The sequence below is a fragment of the Streptomyces sp. WAC 06738 genome (assembly GCF_003945505.1).
Classification (GTDB): domain Bacteria; phylum Actinomycetota; class Actinomycetes; order Streptomycetales; family Streptomycetaceae; genus Streptomyces.
On sequence record NZ_CP029618.1, the window covers coordinates 4,904,969 to 4,923,499 of the forward strand.

Genomic DNA, 18,531 nt, shown 5'->3' on the forward strand with positions numbered 1-18,531 from the left:
CCCGCTGGTCCCGCCGCCCGCTAGTCCCGCGGCGGGGTCCAGCCGGCCGGCTTCACCTGGCCGCCGACCGCGCCGAGGGCGATGCGCACGCCGTTCGGACCCGGGGCCCAGCCGTCGATCAGGACGGTGTCACCGTCCTCCAGCCACGGGCCCTCGCCCTTCGTCAGCTCCAGCAGCGAGCCCACCTGATCGGGTTCGGGGCCGCTGACGGTGCCGGAGGCGTAGAGGTCGCCGGTGCGCACGGAGGCGCCGTTGACGGTCATGTGGGCCAACTGCTGCGCCGCGGTCCAGTACATGGAGGCGAACGGCGGGCGGGAGACCGTCTCGCCGTTGATCCGTACCTCGAGTCGCAGGTCGTAGCCGTCGGCGGAGGCGTCCGGGCCGGTGTCGTCGAGGTACGGCAGCAGCGGATGCGTGCGCTCCGGCGGGGCGACGCGGGCGGCTTCGAGGGCGTCGAGGGGGGTGATCCAGGTGCCGATGGACGTGGCGAAGGACTTGGCCTGGTGCGGGCCGAGGGGGCGCTGCTCCCACGGCTGGACGTCGCGCGCGGACCAGTCGTTGACCAGGCAGACGCCGAAGACGTGGTCGCGGAAGGCGGTACGGGGCACGGGCGTGCCCATCCGCGACGGTACGCCGACGACGAAGCCGACTTCGGCCTCGATGTCGAGGCGGACGCTGGGCCCGAATACGGGGCCGGGGTCGTCGGCGGCGCGCCTGCGCTGGCCTGCGGGGCGTACGACGGGGGTGCCGGACGGGACGATCGTGCCGGACCTGCCGTGGTAGCCGATGGGCAGGTGCTTCCAGTTGGGGGTCAGCGGCTCCTCGCCGGGGCGGAAGATGCGGCCGACGTTGGCGGCGTGGTGCTCGCTGGAGTAGAAGTCGACGTAGTCGCCGACCTCGAACGGCATGTGCGGCACGACGCGGTCCACCTCGTGCAGGTGCGGCTCCACGGCGGCGCGGTGCGCCGGGTCGGTGAGCCAGCCGGTCACCTCGGCCCGTACGGCCTGCCACACCGGCCGGCCCGCGGCCATCAGCGGCGCCAGCGTCCGGGCGGCGAGCAGCGCGGCGTGCGGGGAGCCGAGGGCCGCCGCGACGGCGGCGGTGTCGAGGACGAAATCGCCGTAGCGCACGCCTACGCGGGGGGCCGTGCCGCCGGGTGTGGAGACGACACCGTACGGAAGGTTGTGCGGCCCGAAGGGATCGCCTTCAGGCACGTCGAGCGGGCTGTGCTCGGACATCGCGGGATCCTGCCTCATCGTGGTCGGCGGGCTGGGGACCTCAGGTTACGACCCCCAGGTCGGCCTAGGGGAAGCCGCCCGACGTGATCGTCGCGTGACCGGATACGCTGCGAACGTGGTGCATGGTGGTTGCTAACGACACATCGACAATCTGTTCCACGTGAACGTCTGCAGACAGGAGGAGCCCTCGTGACCGTGGTCGCGCCCTTGGGGCTCAGCGTTCAGGACCGAGCCTTGGAAGCCGATGTCGAGGCCGGACTGGCGGCCGTCGAAGAGGGGCTGCTCGAAGCCACGAAGAGCGATGTGCCGTTCATCACCGAGGCCGCGCGGCATCTCGTCCGCGCGGGCGGCAAGAGATTCCGCCCCCTGCTTGTCATGCTCGCCGCGCAGTTCGGCGACCCGCACGCGCCGGGCGTCGCGCCCTCCGGCGTCGTCGTCGAGCTGACCCACCTGGCCACGCTCTACCACGACGACGTGATGGACGAGGCGGCCGTACGCCGCGGCGTCCCCAGCGCCAACAGCCGCTGGGCCAACTCCGTCGCCGTTCTCACCGGCGACTTCCTCTTCGCGCGCGCCTCGCGGCTCCTCGCCGACCTGGGCCCCGAGATGGTCCGTATCCAGGCCCAGGCGTTCGAGCGGCTGGTCACCGGGCAGATCCTGGAGACCGCGGGGCCGACCGAGGGCCGCGACCCGGTCGACCACTACCTGGACGTGCTCGCCGGCAAGACCGGCTCCCTCATCGCCGTCTCCGGCCGCTTCGGCGCACTGACCGCGGGTGCGGACGAGTCGGTGGTGGAGGTGCTGACGCAGTACGGCGAGCGCATCGGCATCGCCTTCCAGCTCGCGGACGACCTGCTCGACATCACCAGCGACGGCACCGAGTCGGGGAAGACCCCGGGCACCGACCTGCGCGAGGGCGTCGCGACGCTGCCGGTGCTGCACCTGCGCGCCGCCGCCCAGCGCCACCGCAAGCGGGCGGACCTGGAGCTGGCGGCGCTGCTCGCCGACGACCTGACGGACGACTCGCGGCACGCGGAGGCCCTGGCCCGGCTCCGGGTCCACCCGGCGGTGGAGCAGGCCAGGCGGGACACCGTGCGGTACGCGGCGGAGGCGCGGGCGATCCTGACGGCGCTGCCGGCGTGCCCGGCGCGGACGGCCCTGGAGGGGCTCTGCGACGCGGTGGTGGACCGCGCGGGGTAGCGGTGCCGGCCGCGGTCCGGGGGCGGATGGCCCGTACAAGGGTCGGGGTGATCCCCCCTCCCGGGGCGGATGCCGTCATACGACAGGAGTAATCGAAGCTGCACCCAGGGGCTGACGCCACGGGCCGTCCGGTTTGTTGTGATGGAGGGGAAGCCGTGACGCAGCGAATGACTTTCCGCGGACCCTCGCGGAGACGGAGGTACATCCCATGGCACTGATCCCACCGGAGCGACCCGCCGACGAGGCCGAGGACCGCGCCGCGGACCTCGCCGCGGCCCGGCGCAGAAAGGCGGTGCGGTACGGGGTGCCCCTGGGTATCGCGGGGCTCGCCGCCGCCACCATCGGCCTGGTGCCCGCGCTCGCCCAGGACGAAGGCCCGAGCAAGGACGACGTGACGGCCGAGGAACTGATCGCCAAGGCGCTGGACTCGGAGGTCGAATCGGTCGACGGCACGGTGAAGGTCAGCACCGACCTGGGCCTGCCCTCGATACCGTTCGGCGGCGGTGGCGAAGGCGCGGACCTCTCGCGCCTGCTCGCCGGCGACACCAAGCTGCACGTCGCGGCCGACGGCCCGGAGAAGCAGCGGGTGACGCTCACCGGCTCCGACGGCGACCGGACCGTGGTGCGCAACGGCACGGACGTGTGGACGTTCGGCGGCGGCTCGGACGAGGTGTCCCACTCCACGCTGCCGAAGGACGCGGGGAAGAAGGACGGCAAGGAACACGGCCTCGGGCTGCCGGAGGACCTGAAGGACGCCACCCCGCAGGAGCTGGCGGAGCGGCTGCTGAAGGCCGCGGACGAGACGACGGACGTGGACGTCGCCGGCACGGCGCAGGTGGCCGGGCAGGACGCGTACGAGCTGCGGCTGACGCCGAAGCAGGACGAGTCGACGGTCCGGGACGTCACCATCGCGGTGGACGCCGACAACGGCGTGCCGCTGCGGGTGGCGCTGACGGCGGACGACGGCAACACGGTCCTGGACGCCGGCTTCACGAAGGTCGACTTCAACAAGCCGGACGCCGGGCTGTTCGCGCCGCCCGCCGGGGCCGACGTGACCGAGAAGGGCTCGGGCGAGGGCTTCGGCGAAGGCCACGGCGGGGACTTCGGCAAGGGCTTCGGCGGCTTCGGCGGCGACTGGTCCGGCGGGGACTGGAGCGGCGGCGACCGGGCCGGGGGCGGCACGCCCGGCGGCCTGGAGGACGTGAAGGTCCACGGCGAGGGCTGGGGCTCGATCGCCGAGATCTCGCTGCCCGGCGGCACGCTGAGCGAGGACGGGGCCGGGGCCGCCCTCGACTTCTTCACGGACAAGACGGACGCGGGCCGGGTCTTCGAGAGCCGGCTGGTCAACGTGCTGATCACGGACGACAAGGTCTACGTCGGCGCCGTCACCCCGGAGGCCCTGGAGGCCGCCGCGGGCTGACCGCAGGACCGCACCGCAAGGGCCGCCGCGCGCCTCCCCGGCACGCGGCGGCCTTCGCGTGCGCCCCCGTCAGTGCACACAGAACTCGTTCCCCTCGGGGTCCGTCATGACGGTCCACTCGCCGCCCTGCTCCTTCACGTGCCGTACGACGGCTGCCCCCAGCTCCGCCAGCCGGGCCGTCTCCTCCTCGCGCCGTCCGGACTCGGGGTGGAGGTCGAGGTGGAGGCGGTTCTTGTGGGCGGGCTTGGGCTCGGGGACCTGGTTGAAGAGCAGCCGGCGGCCGAGTCCGGTGCCGGAGGTGGGGTCGTACGGGTCGTCGGGGTGCCGGACGGCGGCGGCGGTGCGCCAGGCGCGGCGGTCGCGGTGGCGGGTGAGCACGTCCTCGGGGACGGCGCCCGCCGTGAGGAGTTGCTCGATGAGCGGGCTGTTGTCCTCCACCTCGTAGCCGAGGGCGGCGGCCCAGAAGTCGGCCTGGGCGTGCGGGTCGGTGGCGTCGATGACGAGCTTCCAGTGTGTGGGAACCATGTACCGGTTATACTGGTTACATGGTGGACGAGGCAAGCGCCCGCGCCCCGGGCATCGAGATGCGACCCCCGGACGGCCAGGTCTTCCGCTTCGATCCGGGCGCGCTCAGCCTGGAGTTGCTGACGACCGGCGGCCCGGGCCCCTTCGCGCGGTACGAGGTGCTGCGCACCCCCGCGGACGTCGCCGCGTGGGCGGCGGCGAGCAGGCTGCGCCCGGTGCCGGAGCTGGCGGTCACCGACGACGACGTACCGGCCGTACGCCACCTGCGCGACGCACTCTTCCGCCTCACCCAGGCCCGCGCCCGCGCCGAGCCCCTCCCCGCCGCGGACCTCGCCGTCCTCAACGCCGCCGCGGCGGAACCCCCGCTGGCCCCCCGCCTCACCCCCGACGGCACCCCGTCGTGGGCGCCGGGACCTGCGACGACGGCCCGGCTCCTGGCGACGGTCGCCCGCGACGCGGTGGACCTCTTCTCCGGCCCGTACGCCCACCGCATCCGCGAGTGCGCGGGCGAGCGCTGCTACCTCCTCTTCGCCGACACCTCCCGCCCCGGCCGCCGCCGCTGGTGCTCCATGGAGCGCTGCGGCAACCGCCACAAGGTCCGCACCCTGAGAGCCCGGCGCGAAGCGGACGACTCCTGACAAGATGCTCCACATGAAGCGTGTCGTCGCCCGGGCCTGGAAGCTCCTGCGCGGTCCCGTGCAGTGGCGGATCCTCTGGCTCACCCAGGCCAAGTTCATGATCGGCGTGACGGGTGTGGTGCGGAACGAGCGGGGCCAGGTGCTGCTCCTCAAGCACCGCATGTGGCCCGACTCCCGCCCCTGGGGGCTGCCGACCGGCTTCGCGGTCAAGGGCGAGGAGTTCCCGCAGACCGTCGTGCGCGAGGTCCGGGAGGAGACGGGACTCGACGTCGTGCCCGGCAGGCTGGTCCAGGTGGCCAGCGGCTACCGGCTCCGCGCGGAGATCGCGTACGAGGCGCTGCACGTGGGCGGAACGCTCAAGCTCGACGGCTTCGAGATCCTGGCGGCGGAGTGGTTCAGCCCGGACGCCCTCCCGGAGGGGCTCCAGGAGGCGCACGTCCGGCTCATCAGGGCGGGGGCTCCGGCGTGAGGGTCAGGGCCCGGTGGGCGTCAGCCGGATGGGGATGCTGGAGGGGGTGGCGGGGGAGGCGGTGGAGTCGATGACTTCCGCGTCGAAGCGGCCCAGGTGCTCGCTGCCCGTTGCCTCGCCCTGCGGGGTGATCCGGAGCGTGCCGCTGCGGAAGTCGGCGGGGACCAGGAAGACCACGGTGAAGCTGCCGTCGTAGTGACGCCCACGGTAGGCCGTGCCGTCCGCCGCCTCGACGGCGTAGCTGCGCTTCTCGTCGGTGTCGTACCTGAACCACTCCTCCTCGGCGCCCCAGACGCCGCCCAGCTCCAGCCACATCTTGCCCTCGGGCGCCCACCCGGCCCCGGGGGAGTACGGCACGAGCCGGAGTCCGGACCCGGTCTCCCCGTCCGGGGCGTCCGCCTTGCGGGCTTCCCAGCCGAGCCTCTTCTCGTCCACGCGGGGCGCCGCTTCGCCCGCGAAGGCGATCCGGACGGTCACCGTCCAGCGGACGGCTTCCCGCGGGCCGGCCAGTACGGGGCGTTGCAGCTCTGCCACGGCGTCGTCGCCGCGACGGCCGGTGCGGAGGTCCAGGCTCTGCGTGCGGCCCTCTTCGATGAGTACGAGGTCGACCGGTGCGCCCTTGGGGACGTTGGCGACGAGGGTCATCGTGTCCTTCGAGTCCTGGCCGAGGAGGCCGGGCATGTCGCGGGTCTTGTCGTTCACCTTCAGCGCGAGCTTGCTCTCGATGCCGGGGGAGCCGTGGGCGAAGAGCGCGCTCAGCTCGTCCACCTCCAACTCCGCGACCAGTAACTCCCGCCCGCCACCCGCCGCTCCGCCCGCCTCCGGCGGCGGGGCATCGCTGTCGATCTTGTCGGCCGCGGGCGTCTCGAACGGGTCGGTGGGCGTCGCCGCCGGGGATATGCCCTGTGCCGTACGGACCTTCTTGAGCGTCACCTTCCGCACCAGCCCGGCGACGGTGGACTCGCCGTCGAGCCGGACGGGGCGGGTACCCGTGAACGCCGGCGCCGCCTCGGGCGTCGTCACGTACTGGGCGTCGGCCGGCAGGCGCGGCAGGGCGGGGGCGTCGTCGCCGCCGCTGCTGCACGCGCCGGTGAGGAGGGCCGCGGCGGCGAGGGTGCCGGTGGCGGAGCGTGGTAGGGACACGGTCTCTCCGGGAGGGGTCAGCCCCAGGTGAGGGGGTCGAGGTGGAGGTAGAAGCGGAGGCGGTCGGGGTCGGGGGCCGTGCCGTAGTGCTCGGCGAACGCCGCGTCCTGGGCGCGGGCTTCGGCCTCGTCCGGCCAGGTCTCGCGGGAGTTGGCCAGGAGCAGCGCCAAGTCGGCGTGGCGGTCGGCGAGTCCGAGGCGGCCCAGGTCGACGAAGCCCGCCACGTCCAGGGTTCCGGGGTCGAGGACGATGTTCGGCAGGGTGAGGTCGCCGTGGCAGACGACCGTGTCGGCCGCCTCCTGCGCCCGGCGCCGTGCGAGCTGCGGTTCGAGGCGGGCCAGCAACTGTGGTGCGGGCGTGGTCTGTTGCTCGACGGGCAGGAAGGCGGGGTTCACCGCGTCGACGGCGACGACGGTGCGGGCGACCGAGATCATCAGGTCCAGATCCCGGCGGAACGGGCACTCCGCGATCGGCACCTCGTGCAGCGCGCGGACCGCGTCCGCGATGCGTTTCCAGCAGGCCCGCAGGTCGGCCGCGGAGAGTTGGTCGGCGGGCACGCCGGGTACCGCGCCGGTCACCAGGCAGGCGCCGGCGTCGTCGGAGCGGAAGTCGAGCACGCGGGGCCCCGGCACGCCCTGGGTGGCCAGCCAGGCGATACGGTCCCGTTCGCCCGTGAGTTCCGCGGCCACCTCGGCGGGCACGCACTTGGCGTAGCGCGTGCCGTCCGTGCTGCGGAAGACGGCGGCTCCCGACTCGCCCGTGGTGACCGGCGTCCACTCGGTGTCGTCCGGGAGGAGGGGTGTCACGCTTTGCGCTCCATTCGGTAGTGCAGGACGAGGAACGGGATGCCGAAGACGGAGAAGGCGTGTTCGGCGCGGAGCCGGCCGTCGCCGCCGACGTGGACGTCGAGCCGCTCGGCGAAGCCGTGCACGCCGAGGGTGGTCAGCTCGCGGGTCTCGGGGTCGATGTACGTGAGGTAGTGGCCGGGGTGGTCGGTGCCGCCGGCGCCGGCCTCGTCCGCCGCGTGGCTGGTGAGCGTCAGGCCGCCGCCGTGGCGGGCGCGGGGGAGGAGGGTGGCGGTGAAGCTCGCGTGGGGGAGCGGGAATCCGACGCTGACGTAGCCGCGGTCGCCGTGCCGGTACGTGGTGTAGATGCCGACGTAGATGGGGTCGTCGGTGTCGGCGAAGGACCGGATCCAGCCGCGGATCGCGGTCTGGCCGGTGGCCGCCTTGTCCGGTGCGGGGGTGATGGTGTCGATGCGGCTGCGCATGCCGCGCAGCACCTCGCGCTGGTTCATCGGCACGTTGGCCTGGCCGAGGGGCCGGGCGACGAGGGTGCGGTAGAGGAGGTAGCCGGGGCGGACCCACAGGCGCCAGCGGGGCTCGATGTCGAGGGTGAAGCGGGCGGTGTGCTCGTAGAACTCCCGTACCCGCGGATCCACTTCCGCCGGGTCGAAGCCGGGCCCGGCGAGGGCGTCGAGCGACTCGACGATGCCGACGTCGGGGGCGTCGGCGGTGTACGTACCGCCGAGGACGCCCGCGAGTTCGCGTACGTAGGAGGTGCCGACGTACGCGGACCGCGCTTCGAGCGGCACGACGAACGGCAGGTCCTCGGTGGCGGCTTCCTCGGCGACGAGGCTGACCTGCGCCTCCCGGAACACCAGCGCGGAGACCACCCGGAACGCCACCACGGCCCCCGCCGCCACGGCGGCCCCCCGCGCGGCGACGGCCCCGGACCCGGGCGTGCGCGGTGCCGCGTGGCCCGCGCCGCCGGCGCGGTCCCGCGGTGAAGAGGCGGGCGCAACCGTGCGGTTCCCGCTTCCCCCGATCCTGCTCCTCGCGCCCGCGGCGCCGCCGCGCAGCGCGTACGCGCCGCCGACCGCCGCGCCCACCACCGGGCCCAGCGCCACCTTGTGCGGCCGTATGCCCAGCGCGCCCGCCGCCGCACCGGCCACGGTGCCCACCGCCACCGGGCCCGCGCCCGTCAGCAGGGCGCCCGCCCAGCCCGCGGTTGCGGCCAGCGCGCCGCTCGCGGCGATGCGCTGCCACAGCGCCGGGATCTCGCCCGGCCGCTGCCGTACCCGGGCGACCGCCTCGGCCACCCCGAGGCCGACCGCCCCGGCCGCGGCACCCGCGATCGCCACCCGCGCTCCACGTCCGCCCGCGAGCGCGGCCCCGGCGAGCGCGCCCATCACCCCCGCGGTCCCCACCTGCTCCCGCAGCTTCGCCGCATCCACCCGTTCACGCCCCATCCCCGCACCCTACGCGCGGCCCCCACGCCGGTGCCCGGCCACCGTCACGTACACCGCACACGGGCAGCGCGTGCACCGCCGATCCCCGGCCGGACCGTCCGTCCCTCAGGCGGGACGGCCCGGGTTCGCCGCTTCCGGCACGCCGGCCGCGGCCGGCTCGGCCCCGCCGCCCGCACCGCCCGCGGCCCCCGCGGCCGCCGCCCGCGCCTCCGCCTCCGCCCGGCGCAGCTCCAGCCGGCCGCGGCGGGCCGTGCGCAGCGCGTCGTACGTGAGCAGGGCGAGCGCCAGCCACACCAGCAGGAAGCCCGCCCAGCGCTCCGCCGGCATCGACTCGCGGAAGTACAGGACTCCCAGCATGAACTGCAGCGTCGGCGCCAGGTACTGCATCAGGCCGATCGTCGACAGCGGCAGCCGGACCGCCGCCGCGCCGAAGCAGATCAGGGGGAACGCCGTGATCACGCCGCAGCTCGCCAGGAGCAGCGCGTGGCCGGTCCCCTCCGTGTGGAACGTCGAGTCCCCGCGGGCGCCGAGGACCAGCATGAACACCAGCGCCGGCAGGAACTGCACCGCCGTCTCGGCCGCGAAGGACTCGATGCCCTCCAGCCCGATCCGCTTCTTGATCAGCCCGTACGTCCCGAACGAGAAGGCCAGCACGAGCGCGATCCACGGCAGCCGCCCGTAGCCCACCGTCAGCACGACCACGGCCGCCGCGCCCACCGCGACCGCGATCCACTGCAGCCCGCGCAGCCGCTCCCGCAGCAGCAGCACGCCGAAGGCGATGCTCACCAGCGGGTTGATGAAGTAGCCGAGGGCCGCCTCGACGACGTGGCCCGAGTTGACGGCCCAGATGTAGACGAACCAGTTGACGGTGATCGTCGCCGCCGCCCCCGCGACCAGCGCCAGCCGCCGCGGCTCGCGCAGCAGCGGCCGGATCCAGGCCCAGCGGCGCAGCACCAGCAGGAGCAGGATGCACGCGACCAGCGACCACACCATCCGGTTGGCCAGGATCTCCGCCGGGCTCGCGGGTTCCAGCAGCGGCCAGAAGAGCGGGATGACGCCCCAACTGCCGTACGCGGCGAAGCCGTAGAGGAGCCCGAGCCGGGCCTCGCTCGCCGCGCGCGCCGGTGCTTCGCCTGATGACCCCACGACCGCCCTCCCGTTCCGCTGCCCGCACGGCGGGCACCGTGCCGACGGTAGCGGGCGCGAGAGCCCATTGTCATATCTGTATCAGCATTTGGGTCCTTACGATCGCCCCGTCGCCGAGACCGTCGCGAGGCCCGCCGCGACCGCGTCCGCCAGCGGCGTCGTCGGCCGGCCGAGGAGCCGGGACAGCTCGCCGGACGTGCCGGCCAGCAGTCCGCGGGAGACCGCCGCGTCGACGTCGACGAGCATGTCGGCCATCGCCTCCGGCAGCCCGGCGCCGAGCAGGACCTGCCGGTGCTCGGCGGGCGGCAGGTCGCGGTAGCCGACCCGGGCGCCCGACTGCCGGGCGACCTCCGCCGCGTACTCCGGAAAGCTCCACGCCGTGTCGCCGCTCAGCTCGTACGCCCGGCCCTCGTGGTCCTCGCCGGTCAGCACCGCGGCGGCCGCGGCGGCGTAGTCGGCGCGGGAGGCGGAGGCGATCCGGCCGGCGCCCGCGCTGCCGAGGACGGCGCCGTGGTCGAGCACGGCGGCGAGCTGGTCGGTGTAGACCTCGTGGTACCAGCCGTTGCGCAGGAAGACGTACGGCAGGCCGGAGTCGAGGACGAACTGCTCGGTCGCCTTGTGCTCGTCCCCCAGCAGGAAGTCCGCCTTCGGCCCGCCCAGGATGCCGGTGTACGCGAGCAGCGCCACCCGCGCCGCCGCGGCGGCGTCGACGACGGCCCGGTGCTGCGGCACCCGCCGCCCGACCGCGTTGCCCGAGACGAACAGCACCCGCTCGCCCGCGCGGAAGGCGTCCGCCAGCGTGGCCGGCTCGTCGTAGTCGGCGACCCGCACCTCCACCCCGCGTGCCGCGAGGTCCGCGGCCTTCTCCCTGCTGCGTACGACGGCGGCCACCCGCTCCGCGGGCACCTGCTCCAGGAGTGCGGCGATGACGTGGCGGCCGAGGTGTCCGGTGGCTCCGGTGACGGTGATCTTCATGTCCGCCACCGTAGGCTGCACACTTACGGAGAGAAAGTACCCACTTTCACGTAAGGTACTGGTGTGGAGGTAAGCATGCAGGCAGAGGGAGAGGCGGCACTCCGGCTGCGGGACTTTCCGGACGTGATCACGGCCGACTGCCCCGCCCGGAACATCATGGAGCACGTCGTCAGCCGCTGGGGCGTGCTGGTGCTGCTCGCGCTGCTGGAGGGCACGATCCGGTTCAGCGCGCTGCGGCGGCGGATCGGCGGCGTGAGCGAGAAGATGCTCGCCCAGACCCTGCAGACGCTGGAGCGCGACGGCCTCGTGCTGCGCGAGGCGAAGCCCGTCATCCCGCCGCACGTGGAGTACTCGCTCACCCCGCTCGGCGAGCAGGCGGCCCTGCGGGTACGGCCGTTGGCGATCTGGGCGAACGACAGCGTGCCGGCGGTGACCGCGGCGCGGGAGGGGTACGACGAGGCCCGGACCTGAGGTGCTCAGGCCCGGGCCCGGGTCGTAGCGGCGGGGGACCGGCGCTCGCGCGACCGTCAGCCCGCCGTGCCGGCGGCGCGGCTCAGCCGAGGACCGTCCACGTGTCGCCGCCCGCGAGCAGTCCGGCGAGGTCGCCCTTGCCCTTCTGCTGCACCGCGTCGTCGAGCTGCTCCGCCATCTCCGTGTCGTACACCTGCCGGTTCACGTTCCGGAGGATGCCGATCGGCGTGTGGTGCAGCGTGTTCGGGTCGGCCAGCCGGGAGAGCGCGAACGCCGTCGTCGGGGTGGCGGCGTGGGCGTCGTGGACGAGGACGTCCGCCTCGTTCTCGGGCGTCACCTCCACGATCTCCAGGTCGCCCGTGGCCGGGTTCCGCACGACGCCCTTGTGGTCGTCGGCGCCGAAGCGGATCGGCCGTCCGTGCTCCAGCCGGATCACCGCCTCCTGCGCCTGCTGGCGGTCCTTCAGCACCTCGAAGGCGTTGTCGTTGAAGATGTTGCAGTTCTGGTAGATCTCGATCAGCGCCGTGCCCGGGTGGGCCGCCGCCGCGCGCAGCGTCTCGGTGAGGTGCTTGCGGTCCGAGTCGACGGTACGGGCGACGAACGACGCCTCCGCGCCGAGCGCCAGCGAGACCGGGTTGAACGGCGCGTCCAGCGAGCCCATCGGGGTGGACTTGGTGACCTTGCCGACCTCGGAGGTCGGCGAGTACTGCCCCTTGGTCAGCCCGTAGATCCGGTTGTTGAAGAGCAGGATCTTGAGGTTGACGTTGCGGCGGAGCGCGTGGATCAGGTGGTTGCCGCCGATGGACAGCGCGTCGCCGTCGCCGGTGACGACCCAGACGGACAGGTCGCGCCGGGTGCTGGCCAGCCCGGTGGCGATGGCCGGGGCGCGGCCGTGGATGGAGTGCATCCCGTACGTGTTCATGTAGTACGGGAAGCGGGACGAGCAGCCGATGCCGGAGACGAAGACGATGTTCTCCTTGGCCAGGCCCAGCTCCGGCATGAACCCCTGGACGGCGGCGAGGACGGCGTAGTCGCCGCAGCCGGGGCACCAGCGCACTTCCTGGTCCGTCTTGAAGTCCTTCATGGACTGCTTGGCTTCGGCCTTGGGGATGAGCGAAAGGGCGTCGATCGCCGGTCCCTCGGCGGTCGTCTCAGCCATTGTCGATGGCCTCCTTGAGGGCGGTGGCGAGCTGCTCGGCCTTGAACGGCATGCCGTTGACCTGGTTGTAGGAGAAGGCGTCCACGAGGTACCTGGCGCGGACCAGGGTCGCGAGCTGGCCGAGGTTCATCTCGGGGACGACGACCTTGTCGTACGCGGCCAGCACCTCGCCGAGGTTGCCCGGGAACGGGTTGAGGTAGCGCAGATGGGCCTGCGCGATCTGGTCGCCGGCGCGGCGCACGCGGCGTACGGCCGCGGTGATCGGCCCGTAGGTCGAGCCCCAGCCCAGCACCAGCGTGCGCGCTCGTTCTCCCGAGGGTCCTTCCGGGTCGTCGACCTCGATGTCGGGCACCTCGATGCCGTCGACCTTCGCCTGGCGGGTGCGCACCATCAGGTCGTGGTTGGACGGCGAGTACGAGATGTTGCCGGAGCCGTCCTCCTTCTCGATGCCGCCGATGCGGTGCTCCAGGCCCGGCGTGCCGGGGATCGCCCAGGGGCGGGCGAGGGTCTGCGGGTCGCGCTTGTACGGCCAGAAGACCTCGGTGCCGTCGTCCAGGGTGTGGTTCGTCTTGCTGGCGAACTGCACCCGCAGGTCCGGCAGGTCGTCGACCTCCGGGATCCGCCAGGGCTCGGAGCCGTTGGCGAGGTAGCCGTCGGAGAGCAGCATCACCGGCGTGCGGTACGTCAGCGCGATACGGGCCGCGTCCAGGGCCGCCGTGAAGCAGTCCGAGGGCGTGGCCGGCGCGACGATCGGCACCGGCGCCTCGCCGTTGCGCCCGAACATCGCCTGGAGCAGGTCCGCCTGCTCGGTCTTGGTGGGCAGCCCGGTCGAGGGGCCGCCGCGCTGGATGTCCACGATGAGCAGCGGCAGCTCCAGCGACACGGCCAGGCCCACGGTCTCGGCCTTCAGCGCGACGCCGGGGCCCGAGGTGGTCGTCACGCCCAGGGCGCCGCCGAAGGCCGCGCCGAGCGCGGCGCCGATGCCGGCGATCTCGTCCTCGGCCTGGAAGGTGCGCACGCCGAAGTTCTTGTGCCGGCTCAGCTCGTGCAGGATGTCGGAGGCGGGCGTGATCGGGTACGAGCCGAGGAAGAGCGGCAGGTCCGCCTGCTGTCCCGCGGCGATCAGGCCGTACGCCAGCGCCAGGTTCCCCGAGATCGAGCGGTACGTGCCGGCGGGGAACGCGGACTGGGCCGGGGCGACCTCGTACGAGACGGCGAAGTCCTCCGTCGTCTCGCCGAAGTTCCACCCCGCGCGGAAGGCGGCGATGTTGGCCTCGGCGATGTCCGGCTTCTTGGCGAACTTGGCCCGCAGGAACCCGATCGTGCCCTCGGTGGGGCGGTGGTACATCCAGCTCAGCAGGCCGAGCGCGAACATGTTCTTGGAGCGGCCGGCGTCCTTGCGGGAGAGCCCGTACTCCTTCAGCGCCTCGACCGTGAGCGTGGTCAGCGGCACCTCGTGCACGCTGTACCCGTCGAGGGAGCCGTCCTCCAGGGGGCTCGCCTCGTAGCCCACCTTGGCCATCGCGCGCTTGTTGAACTCGTCGGTGTTGACGATCACCTCGGCGCCGCGCGGGACGTCCCCGATGTTCGCCTTCAGGGCGGCCGGGTTCATCGCCACCAGCACGTTGGGCGCGTCGCCAGGGGTGAGGATGTCGTGGTCGGCGAAGTGCACCTGGAAGCTGGAAACCCCCGGCAGCGTGCCTGCGGGGGCGCGGATCTCGGCGGGGAAGTTCGGGAGCGTCGACAGGTCGTTGCCGAACGACGCGGTCTCCGAGGTGAAGCGGTCGCCGGTCAGTTGCATCCCGTCTCCGGAGTCACCGGCGAACCGGATGATCACCCGGTCCAGGCGCTTGACCTCTTTGCTGTTGACCTCGCTGGTCACCTTCGTGGACCTCCCTCGCGGCGGCCGCTCGGGAACGGGATTCCGACCGCCTGACCCAGTGAACATCGTACGCGGGTTAGGCATGCCTTCCTCAGTCCGTCCGCAAACTGGACGGTGGCGAGACGTCCGGCTATATCCCCTTTTGTCGCTATCTAATGCCCCTCTTGACCCCATCCGCCAGTGTGACAATCCCTTGTCACCGGAGCGGGGGCCGAGGCGCGGCGCCGTGGCGCGGCCCGGTCAGGAGTTGAGGTACGTGAGGACCGCGAGCACCCGACGGTGATCTCCCTCACTCGGCGCCAGGCCGAGCTTCATGAAGATGTTGCTGACGTGCTTCTCCACCGCGCCGTCGCTCACCACGAGCTGCCCGGCGATCGCCGAGTTCGTCCGGCCCTCGGCCATCAGGCCCAGCACCTCGCGCTCCCGCGGGGTGAGCCCGGCCAGCACGTCCTGCTTGCGGCTGCGGCCGAGGAGCTGGGCGACGACCTCCGGGTCGAGCGCCGTGCCGCCCTCGGCGACGCGCACGACGGCGTCGACGAACTCGCGGACCTCCGCCACCCGGTCCTTCAGCAGATACCCGACGCCGCGGCTGGAGCCGGCGATCAGCTCGGTGGCGTACTGCTCCTCGACGTACTGCGAGAGGACCAGCACGCCGACGTCCGGATGCTCGCGCCGCAGTTGAACGGCCGCGCGGACGCCCTCGTCGGTGTGCGTCGGGGGCATCCGCACGTCGGCGACGACGACGTCCGGCGCGCTGCCCTCGGCGGCCAGGTCCCCGACCGTCTTGACCAGCGCCACGCCGTCGCCGACGCCGGCGACGACCTCGTGGCCCCGGTCGGTGAGCAGCCGGGTGAGCCCCTCCCGGAGCAGCACCGAATCCTCGGCGATGACCACCCGCACGCTGTCCTCCACCGTTGCCTGCCCCCCATACGAAGATGTGTAGACCTCCAGCATCCCAGGATTCCGCGGCGGGGGAGGCGCCGGAGGCGGAAAACGGCAGGTAAAGGGTGGAAAACGGCCGTGGCGCCGGGGCGCGCGGGAGCGCCCGGCGGCGGGCCGGGGCTGCCGCGCGGGACGGCGCGGGCTTCCGGGGCCGGGGGCGCCGGGCGGCAGGCGTACGGGGACGGGGCCGGCCCGCGGGCCGGCCCCGTCCCCGTGGCGCCGCTCACGCCCGCCAGGGCAGCTCCGCGGTGACCACCGTCGGGCCGCCGGGCGGCGAGTCGACGACCAGCAGCCCGTCCACCGAGCCCAGCCGCTCCGCAAGACCCGAGAGCCCCGACCCCGCGTCCAGCCGCGCGCCGCCGTTGCCGTCGTCCGTCACCTGGATCATCAGCCGTCCCTCCGCGCGCCACAGGTCGACCATGGCCCGGCTCGCGCCGCTGTGCTTGCTGATGTTCTGCAGCAGCTCGGAGGTCGTGTAGTACGCGATGCCCTCGATCGACTGCGCCGGCCGCTCCAGCAGGTCCACCGTCACCGAGACGGGCACCGTGCAGCGCGCCGCGACCGCCGACAGGGCCGGGCCCAGGCCGCGGTCGGTGAGGATCGCCGGGTGGATGCCGCGGGCCAGGTCGCGCAGCTCCTGGAGCGCGAGCTTCACCTCGCCGTGCGCCTCGTCGACCATGGCGGCGGCCGCCTCGGGGTCCTCCAGCAGCTTCTCCTTCGCCAGCCCCAGGTCCATCGCCAGCGCCACGAGCCGGGCCTGTGCGCCGTCGTGCAGGTCGCGCTCGATGCGCCGCAGGTCCGCCGCCGCCGTGTCCACCACGACCCCGCGGTCCGTCTCCAGCTCCTGCACCCGGGTGGCCAGCTTCGACGGGCCCAGCAGCCCGACGACCATCGCCCGGTCCACGTACGACAGGCTGCGCACCACCCACGGCGAGGCGAGCAGGAACACGGCGCCGACGCCGACCGCGAAGAGCTGCTCCAGCGGCGAGTCCAGGTACCAGCCGTCGCCGTCCGCGTTCCCGTACACCTGGAGCCCGTCCTGGCCCCAGTGCGCGGGGAAGACCCACTGCCACAGCGGGTACGTGACCATGGACCAGCTCCAGAACATCACGCCCGCCGAGAGGGCGAAGGAGCACACCGCCCAGAACATGTGCAGCAGCCCGTAGAGCATCGTCCGCCACGACTCGCCGCTGCGGAACAGCGACCCGACCCAGCCCATGAACCCGGAGGCGCGGCGGCGCAGCGGGTCCGGGTCGTCGACGTGCAGGTCCAGCAGCAGCCGGGCGCGGGTCCGCTCGACGTAGCCCATGCCGCGGCAGCCGGCCAGCATGGCGGCGAGCACCGGGACGCCGAGGAACGTGATCAGCAGACCGAGGCCGAGCGACAGCATCGTGATCGTGTAGACGAAGAACACGATCGACACCGGCAGGCTGAGCAGGTGGTAGAGGAACTCGCGCCAGGTGCGTGCCTCGAAGGGGGCGCGCAGGGCGAGGGGAAGCCGCGGGCGGCGGGCCTCGGGTGCGTACGCGGTGCTGTCCATCGTCGGAAGTCCTTCTGCCGGAGCGCTGGTGACGGGTCTGTCGAGCTTGTGCCTCCAGCCTCCTCGGCGGGGGCGCCGCGGGCCATGGAGCAGGTCGGTCTCTCGGTACGGGGGAAAACCCCACCTTCGGCGGTGCGGCTACGCGCGCGCCTGCGCCTGGGACTCGCGGTTGCGCCAGGGGAGTTCGGCGGTGACGACCGTGGGACCGCCCGTCGGCGACTCCACGACCAGCAGCCCGTCCACCGAGCCCAACCGCTCCGCAAGACCCGACAGACCCGTGCCGCCGTCCAGCCGGGCGCCACCCTTCCCGTCGTCGGTGACCTGCACCATGATGCGCCCCTCCGCCCGCCACACGTCGGCGCTCGCGCTCTTCGCACCGCTGTGCTTGCTGATGTTCTGCAGCAGCTCGGAGACCGTGTAATACGCGATGCCTTCGATGGCCTGCGCGGGGCGGTCCTTGAGGTCGACGGTCACCGAGACGGGCACCGTGCAGCGCGCGGCGACCGCCGAGAGCGCCGGGCCGAGGCCGCGGTCGGTGAGGATCGCCGGGTGGATGCCGCGGGCCAGGTCGCGCAGTTCCTCCAGGGCGAGCTTCACCTCGCCGTGCGCCTCGCCGACCATCTCGGCGGCGGCCTCGGGATCCTCCAGCAGCTTCTCCTTCGCCAGACCGAGACCCATGGCCAGGGCCACGAGCCGGGCCTGCGCGCCGTCGTGCAGGTCGCGCTCGATGCGCCGCAGGTCCGCCGCCGCCGTGTCGACCACGACGCCACGGTTCTCCTCCAGCTCCTTGATCCGCCGCTCCAGCGGGTCGGAAGGGCTGAGCAGCCCGCGGACCATCGCCCGGTCGACGTCGCTCAGGCCGCGCGCCAGCCACGGCAGCAGCGGCCACAGGACGAAGAGCGACACGGACATGAGGGCGAACGTGAGGACTCCCCACGGCAGCCGCATCACGCTGTACAGCGTCGTCCGCCACCCGACCGGGTCCTTCAGTGTCGCCCACAGCCACGGCAGGAAGCCTCCGTACGTGCTGCGCCGGATCGGCGTCGGTGACTCGACGTGCACGCCGAGCAGCGCCCGCGCCCGCGCGCGCTCCCACGCACCGATCCCCCGGGCGCCGGCGAGGCCGGCGGCCAGCAGCGGCAGGCCGATCACCGTGATGGACAGCAGCGCGCCGGCGTAGAGCCAGATCGAGACGTAGGTGAAGGCGAAGATCGACAGGGGGAGGTTCACCAGCAGGTGCACGATCTCACGCCAGGTCGTGCCGCTGAGCGGCGGGCGCGGTGGGGGCAGCGGCTTGTCGCCGCCCGGCTTGGCCGGCGGCTCCGCACCCGGGCGGCTGTGACTCATCCTCCCAGGGTGCCGCGCCGGGGCGCGGGGGCGCCATGGGGGGTGTACCGGGGAACGTGCGGGGGTTAACCCCACCCTTTGCGGAGAAGTCTCCGGTTCGGTGCCCGGCGGTGCGGCAGGCGTACGGCTCGCGGGAAGTGGCGTACACGGGATGGCCACGGGGCCCGGGGCAGGGCCTACACTCC

The 18,531-nt window shown here is 73.3% G+C and carries 17 protein-coding genes; 5 read left to right on the forward strand and 12 right to left on the reverse strand.

Features of this window, described 5'->3' with window-relative positions; translation table 11 throughout:
* Positions 1-20: 20 nt before the first annotated feature.
* Positions 21-1,238 carry a fumarylacetoacetate hydrolase family protein gene (locus DMB38_RS21645; RefSeq protein ID WP_125936585.1) on the reverse strand — a complete coding sequence of 406 codons (1,218 nt, stop codon included), beginning with the start codon at positions 1,236-1,238 and terminating at the stop codon, positions 21-23.
* A gap of 189 nt (positions 1,239-1,427) precedes the next feature.
* Here DMB38_RS21645 and DMB38_RS21650 point away from each other — a divergent pair, with 189 nt between their 5' ends.
* A complete protein-coding gene (locus DMB38_RS21650) occupies positions 1,428-2,438 on the forward strand; it encodes a polyprenyl synthetase family protein (protein WP_125936586.1) in 1,011 nt (336 codons plus the stop codon).
* Between the two features lie 208 nt (positions 2,439-2,646).
* Positions 2,647-3,858: an outer membrane lipoprotein carrier protein LolA gene (locus DMB38_RS21655; protein WP_125936587.1), complete on the forward strand. Its 1,212-nt coding sequence runs from the start codon at positions 2,647-2,649 to the stop codon at positions 3,856-3,858.
* Positions 3,859-3,927: 69 nt separating this feature from the next.
* Here DMB38_RS21655 and DMB38_RS21660 read toward each other — a convergent pair whose 3' ends face one another.
* Positions 3,928-4,383, reverse strand: a complete 456-nt coding sequence (locus DMB38_RS21660; RefSeq protein ID WP_047017488.1) for a VOC family protein — start codon at positions 4,381-4,383, stop codon at positions 3,928-3,930.
* 20 nt (positions 4,384-4,403) lie between these two features.
* On the opposite strand from DMB38_RS21660, the gene DMB38_RS21665 reads away from it, so the two are divergent.
* On the forward strand, positions 4,404-5,021 hold the full coding sequence (locus tag DMB38_RS21665) for a CGNR zinc finger domain-containing protein (RefSeq protein ID WP_125936588.1): 618 nt from the start codon (positions 4,404-4,406) through the stop codon (positions 5,019-5,021).
* A gap of 13 nt (positions 5,022-5,034) precedes the next feature.
* Entirely contained in the window at positions 5,035-5,490 is a 456-nt protein-coding gene (locus DMB38_RS21670) for an NUDIX domain-containing protein (protein ID WP_125936589.1), read from the forward strand.
* Between the two features lie 3 nt (positions 5,491-5,493).
* Here the strand turns inward: DMB38_RS21670 and DMB38_RS21675 are convergent, their stop codons facing one another.
* The 5 genes from DMB38_RS21675 to DMB38_RS21695 all read right to left on the reverse strand — a co-directional run bounded on the left by DMB38_RS21675 (position 5,494) and on the right by DMB38_RS21695 (position 11,005).
* Positions 5,494-6,633 carry a hypothetical protein gene (locus DMB38_RS21675; RefSeq protein WP_125936590.1) on the reverse strand — a complete coding sequence of 380 codons (1,140 nt, stop codon included), beginning with the start codon at positions 6,631-6,633 and terminating at the stop codon, positions 5,494-5,496.
* Positions 6,634-6,650: 17 nt separating this feature from the next.
* Positions 6,651-7,439: an APH(3'') family aminoglycoside O-phosphotransferase gene (locus DMB38_RS21680; RefSeq protein ID WP_125936591.1), complete on the reverse strand. Its 789-nt coding sequence runs from the start codon at positions 7,437-7,439 to the stop codon at positions 6,651-6,653.
* Positions 7,436-8,884 (reverse strand): hypothetical protein, encoded by a 1,449-nt coding sequence (locus tag DMB38_RS21685; RefSeq protein ID WP_240662408.1) that lies wholly within the window; start codon positions 8,882-8,884, stop codon positions 7,436-7,438. Before DMB38_RS21685 ends, DMB38_RS21680 begins: the two co-directional genes overlap by 4 nt.
* 105 nt (positions 8,885-8,989) lie before the next feature.
* Positions 8,990-10,030, reverse strand: a complete 1,041-nt coding sequence (rarD, locus tag DMB38_RS21690) for an EamA family transporter RarD (RefSeq protein WP_125936592.1) — start codon at positions 10,028-10,030, stop codon at positions 8,990-8,992.
* 96 nt (positions 10,031-10,126) lie between these two features.
* On the reverse strand, positions 10,127-11,005 hold the full coding sequence (locus DMB38_RS21695) for an NAD(P)H-binding protein (RefSeq protein WP_125936593.1): 879 nt from the start codon (positions 11,003-11,005) through the stop codon (positions 10,127-10,129).
* A gap of 75 nt (positions 11,006-11,080) precedes the next feature.
* Here DMB38_RS21695 and DMB38_RS21700 point away from each other — a divergent pair, with 75 nt between their 5' ends.
* Positions 11,081-11,476 (forward strand): helix-turn-helix domain-containing protein, encoded by a 396-nt coding sequence (locus DMB38_RS21700; RefSeq protein WP_125936594.1) that lies wholly within the window; start codon positions 11,081-11,083, stop codon positions 11,474-11,476.
* A gap of 82 nt (positions 11,477-11,558) precedes the next feature.
* On the opposite strand, the gene DMB38_RS21705 is transcribed toward DMB38_RS21700, so the two are convergent.
* The 5 genes from DMB38_RS21705 to DMB38_RS21730 form a co-directional block, all read right to left on the reverse strand.
* A complete protein-coding gene (locus DMB38_RS21705; protein ID WP_125936595.1) occupies positions 11,559-12,635 on the reverse strand; it encodes a 2-oxoacid:ferredoxin oxidoreductase subunit beta in 1,077 nt (358 codons plus the stop codon).
* Positions 12,628-14,517: a 2-oxoacid:acceptor oxidoreductase subunit alpha gene (locus tag DMB38_RS21710; protein ID WP_125936596.1), complete on the reverse strand. Its 1,890-nt coding sequence runs from the start codon at positions 14,515-14,517 to the stop codon at positions 12,628-12,630. Before DMB38_RS21710 ends, DMB38_RS21705 begins: the two co-directional genes overlap by 8 nt.
* Positions 14,518-14,757: 240 nt before the next feature.
* Positions 14,758-15,417, reverse strand: coding sequence for a response regulator transcription factor (locus DMB38_RS21715; RefSeq protein ID WP_047020276.1), 660 nt, complete (start codon positions 15,415-15,417; stop codon positions 14,758-14,760).
* A gap of 265 nt (positions 15,418-15,682) precedes the next feature.
* Positions 15,683-16,999 carry a sensor histidine kinase gene (locus DMB38_RS21725; RefSeq protein WP_125936597.1) on the reverse strand — a complete coding sequence of 439 codons (1,317 nt, stop codon included), beginning with the start codon at positions 16,997-16,999 and terminating at the stop codon, positions 15,683-15,685.
* Between the two features lie 138 nt (positions 17,000-17,137).
* Positions 17,138-18,346, reverse strand: coding sequence for a sensor domain-containing protein (locus DMB38_RS21730; RefSeq protein WP_125936598.1), 1,209 nt, complete (start codon positions 18,344-18,346; stop codon positions 17,138-17,140).
* Positions 18,347-18,531 lie beyond the last annotated feature (185 nt).

What these genes read in the sequence shown, in the direction of transcription:
- DMB38_RS21645 (WP_125936585.1), bottom strand. Translation starts at nt 1,238, where the DNA reads ATGTCCGAGCACAGCCCGCTCGACGTGCCTGAAGGCGATCCCTTCGGG.
- DMB38_RS21655 (WP_125936587.1), top strand. Translation starts at nt 2,647, where the DNA reads ATGGCACTGATCCCACCGGAGCGACCCGCCGACGAGGCCGAGGACCGC.
- DMB38_RS21660 (WP_047017488.1), bottom strand. Translation starts at nt 4,383, where the DNA reads ATGGTTCCCACACACTGGAAGCTCGTCATCGACGCCACCGACCCGCAC.
- DMB38_RS21665 (WP_125936588.1), top strand. Translation starts at nt 4,404, where the DNA reads ATGGTGGACGAGGCAAGCGCCCGCGCCCCGGGCATCGAGATGCGACCC.
- DMB38_RS21670 (WP_125936589.1), top strand. Translation starts at nt 5,035, where the DNA reads ATGAAGCGTGTCGTCGCCCGGGCCTGGAAGCTCCTGCGCGGTCCCGTG.
- DMB38_RS21685 (WP_240662408.1), bottom strand. Translation starts at nt 8,884, where the DNA reads ATGGGGCGTGAACGGGTGGATGCGGCGAAGCTGCGGGAGCAGGTGGGG.
- DMB38_RS21695 (WP_125936593.1), bottom strand. Translation starts at nt 11,005, where the DNA reads ATGAAGATCACCGTCACCGGAGCCACCGGACACCTCGGCCGCCACGTC.
- DMB38_RS21700 (WP_125936594.1), top strand. Translation starts at nt 11,081, where the DNA reads ATGCAGGCAGAGGGAGAGGCGGCACTCCGGCTGCGGGACTTTCCGGAC.
- DMB38_RS21705 (WP_125936595.1), bottom strand. Translation starts at nt 12,635, where the DNA reads ATGGCTGAGACGACCGCCGAGGGACCGGCGATCGACGCCCTTTCGCTC.
- DMB38_RS21725 (WP_125936597.1), bottom strand. Translation starts at nt 16,999, where the DNA reads ATGGACAGCACCGCGTACGCACCCGAGGCCCGCCGCCCGCGGCTTCCC.
- DMB38_RS21730 (WP_125936598.1), bottom strand. Translation starts at nt 18,346, where the DNA reads ATGAGTCACAGCCGCCCGGGTGCGGAGCCGCCGGCCAAGCCGGGCGGC.